Annotated in this window: 9 protein-coding genes and 1 pseudogene; 6 read left to right on the top strand and 4 right to left on the bottom strand. The window is 61.9% G+C overall.

Translation table 11 applies throughout. The features are described 5' to 3' along the window. Positions 1-244: phospholipase D-like domain-containing protein (locus ACESMD_RS05635; RefSeq protein WP_372611136.1), on the top strand; the 244-nt coding region annotated here is incomplete at its 5' end. Positions 245-334: 90 nt separating this feature from the next. Here the strand turns inward: ACESMD_RS05635 and ACESMD_RS05630 are convergent. Beyond that, the gene (locus ACESMD_RS05630) at positions 335-982 is read right to left on the bottom strand and encodes a YecA family protein (protein WP_372611134.1); all 648 of its coding nucleotides are present in this window, start codon (positions 980-982) and stop codon (positions 335-337) included. 101 nt (positions 983-1,083) lie between these two features. Between ACESMD_RS05630 and ACESMD_RS05625 the strand changes: the two genes are divergently transcribed. The 3 genes from ACESMD_RS05625 to ACESMD_RS05615 all read left to right on the top strand — a co-directional run bounded on the left by ACESMD_RS05625 (position 1,084) and on the right by ACESMD_RS05615 (position 4,703). After that, positions 1,084-1,644, top strand: a complete 561-nt coding sequence (locus ACESMD_RS05625) for a SprT-like domain-containing protein (RefSeq protein WP_372611132.1) — start codon at positions 1,084-1,086, stop codon at positions 1,642-1,644. A gap of 163 nt (positions 1,645-1,807) precedes the next feature. Continuing rightward, a complete protein-coding gene (acs, locus tag ACESMD_RS05620) occupies positions 1,808-3,760 on the top strand; it encodes an acetate--CoA ligase (RefSeq protein WP_372611130.1) in 1,953 nt (650 codons plus the stop codon). Between the two features lie 280 nt (positions 3,761-4,040). Further along, positions 4,041-4,703 (top strand): response regulator, encoded by a 663-nt coding sequence (locus tag ACESMD_RS05615; RefSeq protein WP_372611128.1) that lies wholly within the window; start codon positions 4,041-4,043, stop codon positions 4,701-4,703. A 21-nt stretch (positions 4,704-4,724) separates the two neighbouring features. Here the strand turns inward: ACESMD_RS05615 and ACESMD_RS05610 are convergent, their stop codons facing one another. The 3 genes and pseudogenes from ACESMD_RS05610 to ACESMD_RS05600 all read right to left on the bottom strand — a co-directional run bounded on the left by ACESMD_RS05610 (position 4,725) and on the right by ACESMD_RS05600 (position 11,140). Continuing rightward, the gene (locus ACESMD_RS05610) at positions 4,725-8,672 is read right to left on the bottom strand and encodes a NahK/ErcS family hybrid sensor histidine kinase/response regulator (RefSeq protein WP_372611126.1); all 3,948 of its coding nucleotides are present in this window, start codon (positions 8,670-8,672) and stop codon (positions 4,725-4,727) included. Between the two features lie 72 nt (positions 8,673-8,744). Continuing rightward, complete coding sequence (locus tag ACESMD_RS05605; protein ID WP_372611124.1) at positions 8,745-9,260, bottom strand: hypothetical protein; 516 nt, start codon at positions 9,258-9,260, stop codon at positions 8,745-8,747. Positions 9,261-9,356: 96 nt separating this feature from the next. Continuing rightward, positions 9,357-11,140 (bottom strand): annotated as a pseudogene (locus ACESMD_RS05600) (sodium:solute symporter family protein). A 789-nt stretch (positions 11,141-11,929) separates the two neighbouring features. On the opposite strand from ACESMD_RS05600, the gene ACESMD_RS05595 reads away from it, so the two are divergent. Both ACESMD_RS05595 and ACESMD_RS05590 read left to right on the top strand, forming a co-directional pair. Beyond that, entirely contained in the window at positions 11,930-13,789 is a 1,860-nt protein-coding gene (locus ACESMD_RS05595; RefSeq protein WP_372611122.1) for a DUF294 nucleotidyltransferase-like domain-containing protein, read from the top strand. Continuing rightward, a complete protein-coding gene (locus tag ACESMD_RS05590; RefSeq protein ID WP_372611120.1) occupies positions 13,720-14,283 on the top strand; it encodes a 3'-5' exonuclease in 564 nt (187 codons plus the stop codon). The genes ACESMD_RS05595 and ACESMD_RS05590 overlap by 70 nt, the downstream gene beginning before the upstream one ends. The last annotated feature ends 3 nt before the right edge of the window (positions 14,284-14,286 follow it).

The following is a 14,286-nucleotide window of genomic DNA, read 5'->3' as shown; positions in this document are numbered from 1 at the left end:
GGCCGACAACTGGGTCAGCATCGGCTCCTGCAACTTCGACCACTGGAGCCTGCACTGGAATCTGGAAGCGAACCAGGAAGTGGAGGATCGGCGCTTTGCCACCGAGGTGGCCGGCCTCTTCGAGCGTAATTTCGCCTCGAGCCGCCAGATTACCCGGAAAGACTGGGCCCAACGTCCCCGCTGGCAACGGTTGAAGGAATGGTTGTTCGGCGGCCTGGACGGCTTGTTGACGCGGATGCGCTAGAGTCGAGTAGGCCGGATAAGCCGAAGGCGCATCCGGCGGAGCCGCCCGGTGCGCTGTCGCTTACCGGGGCTACCGCTTTTCTCTTCCCTCTTATCTGCTGTGGCTGCCGCCCTTTCCGGCGGGTATCTTCTTGCGCGGCTTGGGCTTGGGGGTCTCAGGCGGCACGCGGTAATGCAGGTAGAGGTCCAGTATCAGTTCCGGCAACTGGCTGGCCAGGCTCTCCATCCGCGCGGTGTCGGCGATGAAGTCGGCCATGTCGGCCTCGTCGTCGAACAGTCCCGAGAGTGCCATGAAGGGCAGCAGCAGAGTCGCGGCAGCTTCCTCGTCCTCCTCGAACCAGGCCGCCTCCTCGAGGAAGACCCCTTCCATGAAGCCGGCGCACCAGTCTCCGACGGGCGTCTCTTCCGCGGGCAGGCCGTCGAGGGTGAGCGAAATGGGCAGCTCCGGGAGCTGCCCCTGCTCGAGAGCGGCGATGGCATTGCGGCGGAGCTTGTCCAGCAGGCCCAGGATGGTCTCGCGCTCGGTGTCATCGCTGAAGGCCGGTTCGCCATGGAAGAGTTCGGCGACCCAGGTGGCCGGATCTGCATCACAGGGTGCCACGGCCAGGGCCACGAGAAAGCCATGGGCGCCGATCAGGTCGAGGGCATCGGCATCCACGCGTTCCGAGTCGAGAAAATCATCGAGGCGTTCCAGGGCCTCATCGTCCAGCAGGGCTTGGGGCAGGGAGGTATCGGACATCGGTCGTCTCTCGGGGCGGTGTGGTCTGGCGGCGCAGCACCTCTGGCGTTTCCGGCTCAGGTACTTTACGTGCGCCGCGCCAGGCGACATTCTATCACCCCATGAATCGTCCCGTGCTCCCCCATCCCGACCCGGACCGGCTGGCCGGCCTCGACCCCCAGGCACTGCTGGCGGCCTTGCATGCCCGTATCGAGGAGTCATGGCGATTATGTCGAGAGGTCCATCCGAGCTTGCCCCGACCCGGGGTGTGGTGTGACCTGCGCGGCAGGTCGGCCGGCCAGGCGCACTTCGGGCGGGAAGGTCTGCGCTTCAATCCGGTGTTGTACGACGAGAATCGCGAGACCTTCCTGGTCGAGGTGGTTCCCCACGAGATGGCCCACTGGCTGGTGCATCATCTCGAGGACTGCCACCGAGCGCGACCCCACGGCCGCGAATGGCAGGTCGTGATGCGTCGTCTCTTCGGCCTGGTGCCCCGTGCCGCCCATCGCTTCGATACCCGCCGAGCGAGTCCGGCCCCCTATCGTTATCGTTGCGGCTGCCGTGAACACGGCTTCACCGCTCGCCGTCATGGCCTGGCTCTCAAGGGAAGGGGCTATCGCTGCCGACACTGTGCTCAGACCTTGGTCTATCTCGGCCGTGATTTTCACGAAATGCGCATGTAGTTCATTGTTATAAAAGGATATTTTTTTTCTACTAAGGTCTAAATGGAAGACCACGTCGAGACATATATGCTGGAAGCGGTTTTCATGGAGCCGGCACGCTCAACCAGAACGCGGTCGGACGCTGTTGTGCCTGGTTCTCTCCCTGATCAATGAGGTCTATTTTATGACTGAGCAGCACAAGAACATCTACCCGGTTCCCGAGTCGCTGGCGAAAAGTGCCTGGATCGACAAGGCGGACTATGAGGCGCTCTATCGGCAGTCCATCGAGGACCCTGAGGGCTATTGGGCGGAGCAGGCCAAACGGCTCGACTGGATCAAGGCGCCCACCAAGATCAAGAACACATCGTTTGACGTGAACAACGTCGATATTCGTTGGTTCGAAGACGGCACCCTCAACGCCAGTGCCAACTGCCTCGATCGCCATCTCGAGACTCGCGGTGACCAGCCGGCAATTATCTGGGAAGGTGACGATCCCGCTAACGACAAGACGCTCACCTATCGTGAGCTTTACGAGAAGACCTGCCAGCTGGCCAACGGACTCAAGGAGTTGGGGGTCAGCAAGGGCGATGTGGTCACGCTCTACATGCCGATGATTCCCGAGGCCGCCATTGCGATGCTGGCCTGTGCCCGCATCGGGGCGATTCACTCGGTGATCTTCGGCGGTTTCTCACCGGATGCCGTGGCCCAGCGCGTGATTGGTGCCGATTCCAAGCTGATCATCACCGCCGATGAATCGGTGCGTGGTGGCAAGCAGGTACCGCTCAAGGACAATGTCGACGCGGCCCTGACGCGCAAGGGCACCGACGTTTGCGAGAAGGTGCTGGTGGTCAAGCGCACCGGCGGCGAGATCGATTGGAAGGAGGGTCGCGACGTCTGGTATCACGACGTCGTCGACAAGCAGTCCACCGATTGCCCGGTCGAGGAAATGAACGCCGAGGATCCGCTGTTCATCCTCTACACCTCGGGCTCCACGGGCGCGCCCAAGGGCATGAAGCATACTACCGGTGGCTACTTGACGTTCGTTGCCCAGACCCACCAGCACGTCTTCGACTACCACGATGGTGACATCTACTGGTGCACCGCCGACGTCGGCTGGGTCACCGGCCACAGCTATATCGTCTATGGCCCGCTGGCTAACGGTGGCACCACCCTGATGTTCGAGGGCGTACCCAACTATCCGACACCCGGCCGCATGGGCGAGGTGGTCGACAAGCACAAGGTTAGCATCCTCTATACCGCCCCCACCGCCATCCGTGCCCTGCGCGCCCACGGCGATGACGTCATGGCCTCCAGTAACCGCAACAGCCTGCGGCTGCTCGGTTCGGTGGGCGAGCCGATCAACCCCGAGGCCTGGGAGTGGTACTATCGGGTGATCGGCAACTCGAAGTGTCCGGTCGTCGATACCTGGTGGCAGACCGAGAACGGCGGCATCCTAATCTCGCCGCTGCCCGGTGCCACCGACCTCAAGCCGGGTTCCGCCACGCTGCCGCTGTTCGGCGTTCAGCCGGGTATCGTCGACAACGACGGCAACCTGCTGGAAGGAAAAGCCGAGGGTAACCTGGTGATCCTCGATGCTTGGCCGGGGATTGCACGTTCCATCTGGGGCGACCATGAGCGCTTCGTCCAGACCTACTTCTCCAACTACAAGGGGATGTACTTCACCGGCGACGGCTGCCGCCGTGATGAGGACGGCTACTACTGGATCACCGGGCGGGTGGACGATGTGCTCAACGTCTCCGGACACCGCATGGGTACCTCCGAGATCGAGTCCTCGCTGGTGGCCCACGAAAAGGTGGCCGAGGCGGCCGTGGTCGGCTTCCCGCATGACATCAAGGGGCAGGGCATCTATATCTACATCACCCTCAACGATGACTTCGAGCCGAGCGACGAGCTCAAGAAGGAACTCACCCAGTGGGTGCGCAAGGATATCGGCCCCATCGCTTCACCGGACGTGATTCAATGGGCCGTCGATCTGCCCAAGACTCGCTCGGGCAAGATCATGCGCCGCATACTGCGCAAGATCGCTGCCAACGAATGCGATGGTCTCGGCGACACCAGCACCCTGGCCGACCCCTCCGTGGTTGATGAACTGATCGAGCATCGTGCCAATCGCTGAGGCCACGCCTGACGAGATCCTCACTCGCCGTTGATCCGCCTCTCGAGGGCGGATCACACCGAGATGACGCAACGAACGGCATCCTCCCACGCCGGCCCATCGGGTCGGCGTTTTCTTATCCTGTGTCAAGCCAAGCGGTAACGTCGGATCAGCAAGGGAGGTTGCCGGCCCTGCGCTAGGCTCGGGTGCTTGGGAATCGCTCTGCACATGGGGTAACATGCGCTTGATCTCTCATGATGGCGGCCGCCGGCGCGCTGCTCGAGGAACCGGAGGATGATCCATGGCCTTTGCCCAGAAATTCATCGTAGCCGATGACCATCCGTTGTTCCGTGCGGCCCTTACCCAGGCGCTTCGCCAGATGGCTCCCCAGGCAGAGATTGTGGAGTCCGACACCATGCAGGCGACCACCGAGGTGGTCATTCGCCACCCGGACGCCGACCTGATACTGCTCGATCTGCACATGCCGGGTGCTCATGGGTTCTCTGGCCTGATCCAGTTGCGCGGCCAGACACCGGATATCCCGGTGGCGGTGGTATCCGGCAGCGACGAGCCCCATGTGGTGCGTCGCGCCATCGACTACGGTGCCTCCGGCTTCATTCCCAAGTCCTCGTCGCTGGCGCTGATCGCCGAGGCGGTCGGGGAGATCCTCGACGGTGAAGTCTGGCTGCCCGCGGCACTCGCCGAGGCGCTGGGGGAATCCGACGAGGAAGAGACCCGTTTCGCCGAGTCGATCGCCTCCCTAACCCCTCAGCAGTTTCGGGTGCTCAACATGCTGACCGGGGGACTCCTCAACAAGCAGATCGCCTACGAGTTGAGTGTCTCCGAGGCCACCATCAAGGCCCATGTCACCGCTATCCTGCGCAAGCTGGGCGTGCACTCGCGTACCCAGGCAGTGATCGCCGCCCAGAAGCTCGAGGTCGAGCCACCGAAGGTGGTGTCCTAGCGTCAATCTAGGCGCTAGGCGCTAGGCGCTAGGCGCCCGGCTCGCCTGCAGGGTCCGCGTGAGCAGGGCGCGCAGGGCGGCGGGGCGAACCGGCTTGAGGAGCAGCTGGTAGCCCGCGCGGCGGATTTCCTCGGCCACTTCCTCGGTGCGATCGGCGGTGATCAGAATGCCGGGTACGGCACTCTGGAAGCGTTCGCTCAGTGCCTCCAGGGCCATCAGGCCGGTCACTTCATTGTCCAGGTGGTAGTCGGCAAGCACGGCATCCGGATCCCCATCGAGATGACGCAATACCGACTTGGCCCCCCCTATGCTGGTGGCGGTGAAGACCTCGCAACCCCAGCCGGTGAGCATCGCCTTCATCCCTTCCAGAATCAGGGTCTCGTTATCGATACACAGGATCCGTGTATTGAACAGTTTGTTGCCTGCTGCGCGTCGGGGCGAGTCCTCGCCGTCCGGTCGGGTTTCGCTCCGCGCCTCGACGATCGGAACACTGACCGAGAACATGGTGCCGAACGCCTGCCAGGAACGGACGCGGATCGGATGGTCGAGGACGCGACTCATGCGGTCGGCAATCGATAGTCCCAGGCCCAGCCCCTTCTCGCTCTCCTTGTGACGGGAGGCCTGGTCCAACCGCCGGAATTCCTGGAAGATCTCGGACTGCTTGGACTCGGGAATCCCCGGACCACTGTCCCAGACCTCAATGGTCAACCTGTCGCCATGGCGACGACACCCCAGCAGCACTCGACCCTCCTGGGTGTAGCGAATGGCGTTGGACAGAAAGTTCTGGATGATCCGGCGCAGCATCTGGGGGTCGCTGTCTACCCAGCTCCGGGTGGGGACCACCTCCAGGTCCAGTCCACGATCCTCGGCCATTACCTCGAACTCGGCGCGTAATGGCCGGAAGATGTCCGCCAGTGCGAAATGGCTGCGCCTGGGCGTCAGGGCCCCGGCATCCAGCTTGGAGATGTCCAGCAGGGTGCCCAGCAACTCCTCGGCGGCCTGGAGTGAATTGTCGATATGGCCGATGGTGCGCTTCATGTCCTTGGCGTCCATCTCCTGGGCGAGTGCCGAGGTGAAGAGTCGAGCGGCATTGAGTGGCTGCAGGAGGTCATGGCTGGCGGCGGCAAGGAAGCGTGTCTTGGAGGCATTGGCATCCTCGGCCAGCTGCTTGGCCTGTCGCAGGGCCAGCTCGGCCTCGGCACGCACCCGGTTTTCCTGTCGCAGGGCGGCGTTGGCTTCCGAGAGTGCCTGGGTCCGTTCTCGAACGCGTTCTTCGAGGGTCTCGTTGGTCTCCTTGAGGGCGACTTCCGCCAGGCGACGCTCGGTGATGTCCTGGTAGAGGGCGAAGAACCCCAGGATGGTGCCGCTGTCTCCGAGGTGAGGGGTGTAGGTCACCAGCATGTAGCGGGTGCCTTCCGGAAGAGTGAGAGAGACCTCGAAGCTGACCCTCTCGCCGGCCAGGGCGCGTCTGATCCAGGGTTCACGCTCCCGGGCCATGTCCGCCGGGATGACATTCTCCAAATGCTTGCCGATGACGGTGTTGCGATCGATGCCGAAGGTCTGCTCATAGGCCCGGTTGGTGAAGAGGTAGCGGCGCTCCTTGTCGAAGTAGGCGATCAGCGCGGGAACGTTATCCGTGTAGATGCGAATGTTGTTTTCCGAGTGGATCAAGGCCTCCTCGATGCGCTTCTGCTGGGTAATGTCCTGGTAGGTGTAGACGAAGCCGCCACCGGGCATGGGATTCCCCTGGACCTCCAGCACGCTGCCGTCCTGGCGATAGCGGACATAGCGATGGGGGTGGCCCTTGCGGATGTTATCGATCAAGAGGGTGACGTGTTCTTCGGGGTCGCCGGGGCCGTATTCGCCGCTGTGGGCGTTGTAGCGGAAGATCCGGTCGATGGGGGCACCGACCCGGATCAGGTGGTCGGGGAAGCGGAAGAGTTCCAGGTAGCGCTGATTCCACACCACCAGGCGCAGGTTCTGGTCGACCACGCTGATGCCCTGATTGATGTTCTCTATGGTGGCCTGCAGCAGGGCACGATTGAATTCCAGCACCTGGGAGGCTTCGTCGACGATGGAGATCACATCGGAAATGCCGATACCCCGACCCTGGAGTGCCGAGTTGACCACGATGCGTGCCGAGGACGCACCGAGCACCGAGGCGAGGAAACGTTCGGTGAACTGGATGATGTCGATGGAGGCCCGGGTGTTGTCCTCCAGGGGCTTGCCGATGCGTCGTGCATAGTCGTCGAAGGCGCGACTGACCTGACCGGCACCCAGGAAGCGTTCGCACAGCACCTTGAGATCGCCAACGGTGGTGGCGCCCGTCCAGGGCCGGTTGACCGAGGTCTGGCGGGTCTCGACGCTGTCGACGAAGAGGGATGCCTGGATGCGTTCCACCACGCGCTGGGAGGTGACCTGCGAGATGAAGATGTAGCAGAAGAGGTTCACGCCCAGCGACAGCATGACGCCATGGGTGAAACCGTCACCGACATGGAGGCCGAACAGGGAGGTCGGCGTCAGCCATGCCAAGCCCAGGGGGCCGCCATCCATCCAGTGGTCCGGCAGGACACCGGCCGAGATCATGGCAGGCATCAACAGGCTGTAGGCCCAGATACCGAAGCCCGCGTTCATGCCCGCGATCACGCCCAGGCGATTGCCGCGTTTCCAGTACAGGCCGCCGATCAAGGCCGGGGCGAACTGGGCGGCGGCAGCAAACGAGAGCATGCCGATGGCCGCCAGGGAGGTGAATTCGCCGATCAACTGATAGAAGCCATAGGCCATGGCGAGGATGGCGGCGATGGTGATGCGCCTTGTGCGCAAGACCAGCCTGCCGTAGTCGCGTGCCTTGGTGTCGAACCAGCGCAGCCGGAAAAGCGCCGGGATGACGATCTCGTTGGAGATCATGATCGATACCGCGACGGCCGCCACGATCACCATGCCGGTGGCGGCCGAGAAGCCCCCGATGAAGGTCAGCAGGGTCAGCCACTCGCTGCCTGCGGCCATCGGCAAGGCCAGCACATAGGTATCGGCCTCGATGCCACTGTCACCGAAGAGGGTCAGGCCGGCAGCCGCCAGCGGAATCACGAAGAAGGCGAAGGCCACCAGGTAGAGCGGAAACAGCCAGCGTGCCTTGGTGGCATCATCCTTGTGGGTGTTCTCCACCACGGCCACATGGAACTGGCGTGGCAGGCAGAGGATCGCCAGCATGGCCAGCAGTGTCTGGGCCCAGAAGCTCTGGCCGAAGTCCTGCTCGGCGAGTTGCCTTTGCAGCGCGAGTTGGGCCTCGGCGCGGCCCAGGAGGTCGCCCAGGCCATCGAACATGCCCCAGGTGACGTAGGCACCGAGTACCAGGAAGGCGATCAGCTTGACCAGCGACTCGAAGGCCACGGCGTGGATCAGCCCCTCGTGGTGCTCAGTGGCATCGGTGTGTCGGGTTCCGAAGAGGATGGCGAAGACCGCCATGACCACCGCGACATAGAAGGCGGTATCGGCGAACAGCGGGGTTTGGGTAATGTCACTGGCATCGGTGAGCACACTGAAGGAGGTCGACACGGCCTTCAGCTGCAGGGCGATATAGGGCAGGGTGCCGACCAGTGCCACCAGGCTGGCGAAGGCGGCCAGGGATTGGGTCTTGCCGTAACGCGAGGCGATGAAGTCGGCGATCGAGGTCACGTTCTGGTGTTTGGCGACACGGATCATCTTGGCCAGCACCGGCCAGAACAACAGGAAGGTGAGGATCGGACCCACATAGATGCTGGCAAAGGACCAGCCAGCGGTGGCGGCCTGACCCACGGCCCCATGGAAGGTCCAGGACGTGCAATAGATGGCGAGTGCCAGGATATAGATGATCGGGCGCCGTCGCGTGGCTCCGTGTCGCCTCGCGTGACGGTCTCCCCGCCAGGCGATGGCGAAGAGCACGGCAATGTAGACCAGTGAAATGGAGATCAATAGCCAACCGGCGAACATGCACTCTTCTCCCTTCCGGATGCGCCCATTCTAGCAGGCTGTCGGGGCAGCCGGCGGTGAAGAGACGTCGGGTCAGCTCTCCTTGCAGATGGCGTGGAAGAGCGGGCTGGACTGCTCGAAGCGTCGCATCTCATCGGTGCGCGAGGTCCGCGCTTCTCCCTCGAGTGGCAGCATTTCCCGGGTCGCGCAGTTCATCAGCCAGGCCTGCTGGCTCACCTGGTCCACGTACTCCTTCTTGAATCGGTAAAGGATGAATTCCACCAGGCGTTGATCATCCGTTTCCCTGGCGCGCAGGTTGGCGGTATCGACGACGCTGAACGAGATGGTCATCGGGAACATATAGGTCCAGGGTCGCCAGAAGGCGCCGCCCTTCTCGAAGGAGACTATCTCGGTCGAGTCGGGTAGCTGCTGCTGCTTGTAGCTGAACCAAGAGTACTCATGGTGTATCTGGTAGGCCAGCATGCCCAGGTCGGCAAAGACGGGAACGATCCAGCGCGGTAGCCGTTTGCCGCTGATGACGCGCAGCGTCAGGCCGATCCCTGCCGCCGCCAGGCCGGCAAAGATTGCCGCGATCAGGTGCCATACCATAGTCAACCTTCCTGAAAGCGATCGGGCTTCCCTGAGGAAGCCCGATCGAGTGGTGTTGTCCGGCCCGGAGTGACCGGGCCGGGTGACCATTATGGCCTAGTGGTCGATGGCGATGCCAGCGCCTTTCGGGAAGCGAACGCTTTCCACCAGGTCCTGGATTTCCTGCGGAGGTTCTTCGGTGGCGTAGGAAACCGCGAAGGCCACTGCGAAGTTGAACATTGCGCCCACCGCACCGAAGGGCAGCGGCGAGATGCCGAGGATCCAGTTATCCGGCGTGTTGGGCAGCATGTTGGTGCCCGGAATGAAGAGCCAACCCAGGTAGGTGAAGATGTACACCAGGGTGGTGCACAGGCCGGTCAGCATGCCGGCAACGGCGCCCTTGCTGTTCACCCGCTTGGAGAAGATGCCCATCATCAGTACCGGGAACAACGAGGCACCGGCGATACCGAAGGCCAGCGCCACCGTCTGCGCCGCGAAACCGGGAGGATTCAACCCCAGGTAGGTCGCCAGGAGGATGGCGCCGCCCATGGAGATCCGGGCCGCCAGCATCTCACCCTTCTCGGAGATCTTCGGGTTGATCATGGTCTTGATCAAGTCATGACTGATGGCCGATGAGATGGCCAGCAGCAGACCCGCTGCCGTGGACAGTGCCGCGGCGATACCGCCGGCGGCGATCAGGCCGATGACCCAGCCGGGAAGGTTGGCGATCTCCGGGTTGGCCAGTACCAGGATGTCGTTATTGACGGTCAACTCGCTGCCGTTCCAGCCACGCGCCTCTTCCGTCTCGGCGAAGTCCTCGTTGCCGTCGTTGTAGACCTGGATGCGACCGTCGCCGTTCTTGTCATCGAAGGTGATCAGATTGTCTCTTCCCAGGTCCGGACCCACTCGGGACGATCGGCATAGAGGATGGGGTTGTTGGCAGCGTCCTCGTAGCTCTCGACCTGGCCGGCCATGTCCGGATAGACGGTGGTCATCAGGTTCAGGCGTGCCATGGAACCCACGGCGGGCGCGGTCAGGTAGAGCAAGGCGATGAAGACCAGTGCCCAGCCGGCGGACCAGCGCGCATCGGCCACCCTCGGGACGGTGAAGAAGCGGATGATGACGTGGGGCAGGCCCGCGGTACCGACCATCAGGGACATGGTGAACAGCACCATGTTCAGCTTGTTGTCGACGTCGGCCGTGTAGTCGCGGAAGCCCAGTGCATTGATCACGTCATCCAGCTTCGCCAGCAGCGGCACACCGGACTCGGTGTGGGTGCTGAACAGGCCCAGCCCGGGAATGGGGTTGCCGGTCAGCTCCAGGGAGATGAACACAGCCGGGATGGTGTAGGCGACGATCAGCACCACGTATTGAGCCACCTGGGTGTAGGTGATGCCCTTCATGCCACCGAATACCGCATAGAGGAAGACGATGAAGGCGGCAATCCAGATCCCCCAGGTGTTGCTGACTTCCAGGAAGCGCGAGAAGGCCACGCCGGCACCGGTCATCTGGCCGATGACGTAGGTCACGGAGGCCACGACCAGGCAGATGACCGCCACCAGGCGCGCCGTGTTGCTGTAGAAGCGGTCACCGATAAAGTCGGGCATCGTGAACTTGCCGAACTTGCGCAGGTAGGGCGCCAGCAGCATGGCCAGGATGACGTAGCCCCCGGTCCAGCCCATCAGGAAGGTAGAGTTGGCATAGCCCCCGGAGGCCAGCAGGCCGGCCATGGAGATGAAGGAGGCCGCCGACATCCAGTCGGCGGCGGTGGCCATGCCGTTGGTGATCGGATGCACGCCGCCCCCGGCGACATAGAAGTCCTTGGTCGATCCGGCACGGGCCCAGATCGCGATGCCGATATAGTGCTGCACTCCACTTTGTTGGGTTGAGAAGTTGCCCAGTGAGTTGTCGTGGGTTGATCAGAGCAATGGCACGTTTCGCAAACCGTGAACCTGTCTCCCGATGTCGCACCGCGGGGGGAATGTCGTGCCGGAATGTCGTGCCGGAAAGATACAGCTACCAGGAAAAAGGATGATGTCCCTTTATCCTCATTGCCTCTCTCTCGATGGTGACACGATCAAGACATTCCGCTAAGGCAATGAACGTGTGCTGAGCGACCTGCGATTGCCCTGAATGACTCATCGGCAATAGTGGGCAAGAACCGTGAAAAATAAATCCCAGACTTTCGGATCATGAGGAAAATCTCATAAGAAGATTCTTTGAACTATGCAATATAATCAGTATCTTATGATGCTAATTTCCCTGATGCCCTGCTCGTTCGATTGCCCTCCATAGGACGATTGTCTAGGTCTTTCTCCGACACAGGGGGAGCCTTTATCCTGCCCGTCGGTGACGAAGGTCATGGTCATGTCACGGTGGCTGGGTGGTTTCGCAGGTGTCTGCCTTGAACGATGGTCTAGCTGTCTTGGGGAAAGGGTGTCTTGTTATCCTCGGATGGTCATCCTGTTAATGCTCGTCCCGTGGGTACCTGGAGGCTGCTCCCCTACTCAGCGCATGCCGCGCATGTATACCAATTCGCGCATGTACACCATCCGCGCTTGTACACCAATACGCGCAGGTACACCAATAGTCGGATGAGCGGCTCCCGGTATCCTTCCCGGGGGCTTGACATCATTTCCGGCGCTTGGCACTCAGCGAATGCCTTGCCACCGCCTGACGAGGACAGTGCCATGGTCGATATCGATCTTTCACAACCTCCTTTTTCCTTTCTCGATGAGGAGGCACGTGACCGGATCCGGGGTGGTGTCGACCTGGGCTACTACGATCGCGACGAGATTATTCTGGAGGCGAGCCAGCCGGGCGAATTCGTCTTCATCATCCACAAGGGTGACGTATCCGAGATCGATACCACCCAGCCCAGTGCGCGTGAGCGCATCGGCCATTACACCCAGGGTGATCTGTTCGGGGCCATCAGCATCCTCAACGGCAAGAGTCGTTACCGGTTTCGTGCCGAGCAGGAGAGTCTTTGTTACCTGATGCCCAAGGCGTTGTTCCTGAAGCTCTGCGATGACTTTCCCTCCTTCGCTGAATTCTTTCGCCAGACTCTTGCCCACAAGACACGCTTGCTGACCGAACAACGCGCCGAGGGTGGCATGACCATGGCGGGTTTCATGCTGGCCAAGGTCAGCGATTGCATGCGGGAGCCGCTGTTGGTCAACGCCGACACCACCATCGCCGAGGCGGTGGGCACCCTGCGTGACAGCCATGCCGACAGTCTCCTGGTAGAGGGTGAACAAGGGGCGGGAATGATCACCAAGACCGACCTCCTCAATGCCCTGGTATTCGACGGCCGTGATCAGAACAGTCGGGTCGAGGCGGTTGCGCATTTCGAACTGATCACGGTGAAACCCGACCAGTACCTTTTCGAGGTCCTGGTCGTGATGACTCGCTTCAAGGTGGAACAGGCCGGCAGCCTGGAAGCGCTTTCGGCCGCCAGCCACAGTACGCCGGAACTCGTTCAGGCGCTGATGGCCCAGGGGGTCAAGCTGCGTTTCGCGATGGGGCTGCTGGCCGCCCTGAACGGTCGCATCATGAACAAGGCCTGGGGCTTTTTGATCGATGAGACCTACCACCAGGATAGCTGTCTGATGGTGATGGGCAGCGAGGGCAGGGGTGAGCAGATCCTCAAGACCGATCAGGACAATGGCCTGATCCTGTCCGATGACATCCACTGGCCTGATTGTCACGAGTCCATGCAGCGCCTGACGGAGACACTGATCGAACTCGGCTACCCGCCCTGTCCCGGCAATATCATGGTATCCAACCCGGAATGGGTGGGTACCGAGAGCGAGTGGCGGGGACGGATCGCCCAGTGGGCGGCCGGTCGGGACGGCGACAGCCTGATGAACCTGGCCATCATGCTCGATTCGCATTCCGTGGCGGGCAACCCGGCCTTGCTCGATCGAGTGCGGGATGAGCTTTTCGAGCGTTGTTCTCGGGATGAGATATTGCTGTCCTATTTCGCCCGGACGGCCCTGCGCTTCTCGACTCCATTGACGCTGTTCGGCTCCCTGAAGAAACCCCAGCACGGGATCGACATCAAGAAGGGGGGTATCTTTCCCATCGTTCACGGTGTCAGGACCATGGCGCTCGAGCGAGGTATTCGCGTCACCTCGACACTCGAACGTCTCGATGCCCTGGTCGAAGACGGCCGGCTCGAAGCGAGTTTCGCCGAGGATCTGGGCGAGGCGCTGTCGCTGTTCACCGAATTGCGTCTCAGGCAGCAGCTGTCCCGACTGGATGGCGATCAGGAGCTAGGCAGCACGCCTGATCGCGTCGTGGTTCAGGATCTCCCATCGCTTTCATCTGGAGTATTCCTGAATCGCGGCCGTCGTCTCGACGGATCAATCCTGCATTGGAGCCATCCATGCTCAAGGTACTGCGTCGGGTCAAGGACCGTCGCCGACAGGCCGGTGGTGACTATGGCTGGTTATTCCTCCCCTATATGGGCGATGAGGTGGTGGCGATCAATGTACAGACCACCGGCCTGGATGCCCGCCATGCTGACCTGGTGTCGATTGCCGCGGTGAGACTCCGTGGCGAGCGTCTGCGGCTCAGTGAGTCACTCGACCTTCGGCTGGCTCGCCCGGCGAGTCTCACCGCCGAGTCGATTCGCCGCCATGGCCTACGGGGTATCGATCTGGAAGACGGGCTCCCCGTCGGTCTTGCCCTCGCGCAGTTGCTGGACTTCATCGGCAATCGTCCACTAGTCGGCTGGCGACTGGGCCATGCCCTGGAATCACTCAATCGTGAACTGCGTCCGCGGTTCGGCTTCGATCTACCCAATGCCGGTATCGATATCCGCCATAACTATGTTCGGCAGTTGCGCCGCCGCCATCCCGAAATCGAGCCGATATTGCGTTTCGATGAGGTGGCTCGGACCCTCGATGTATCGATGACGGATTGTCGAACTCCGCTGGGAGTTGCCGTGACCACGGCGCTGATGTATCTGCGACTGACACGGGGTGCCATGTTGGCATCCGAGAGAGGTGGCAGCATCGCGGGAAAGCAGGCTGGGTGGTAAGCT

It is taken from the genome of Halomonas sp., from assembly GCF_041689495.1.
In the GTDB taxonomy this organism is placed as follows: Bacteria; Pseudomonadota; Gammaproteobacteria; order Pseudomonadales; family Halomonadaceae; genus Halomonas.
The sequence above is the reverse complement of the archived record's forward strand: the minus strand, read 5'-3'. Positions and strand labels throughout refer to the sequence as shown.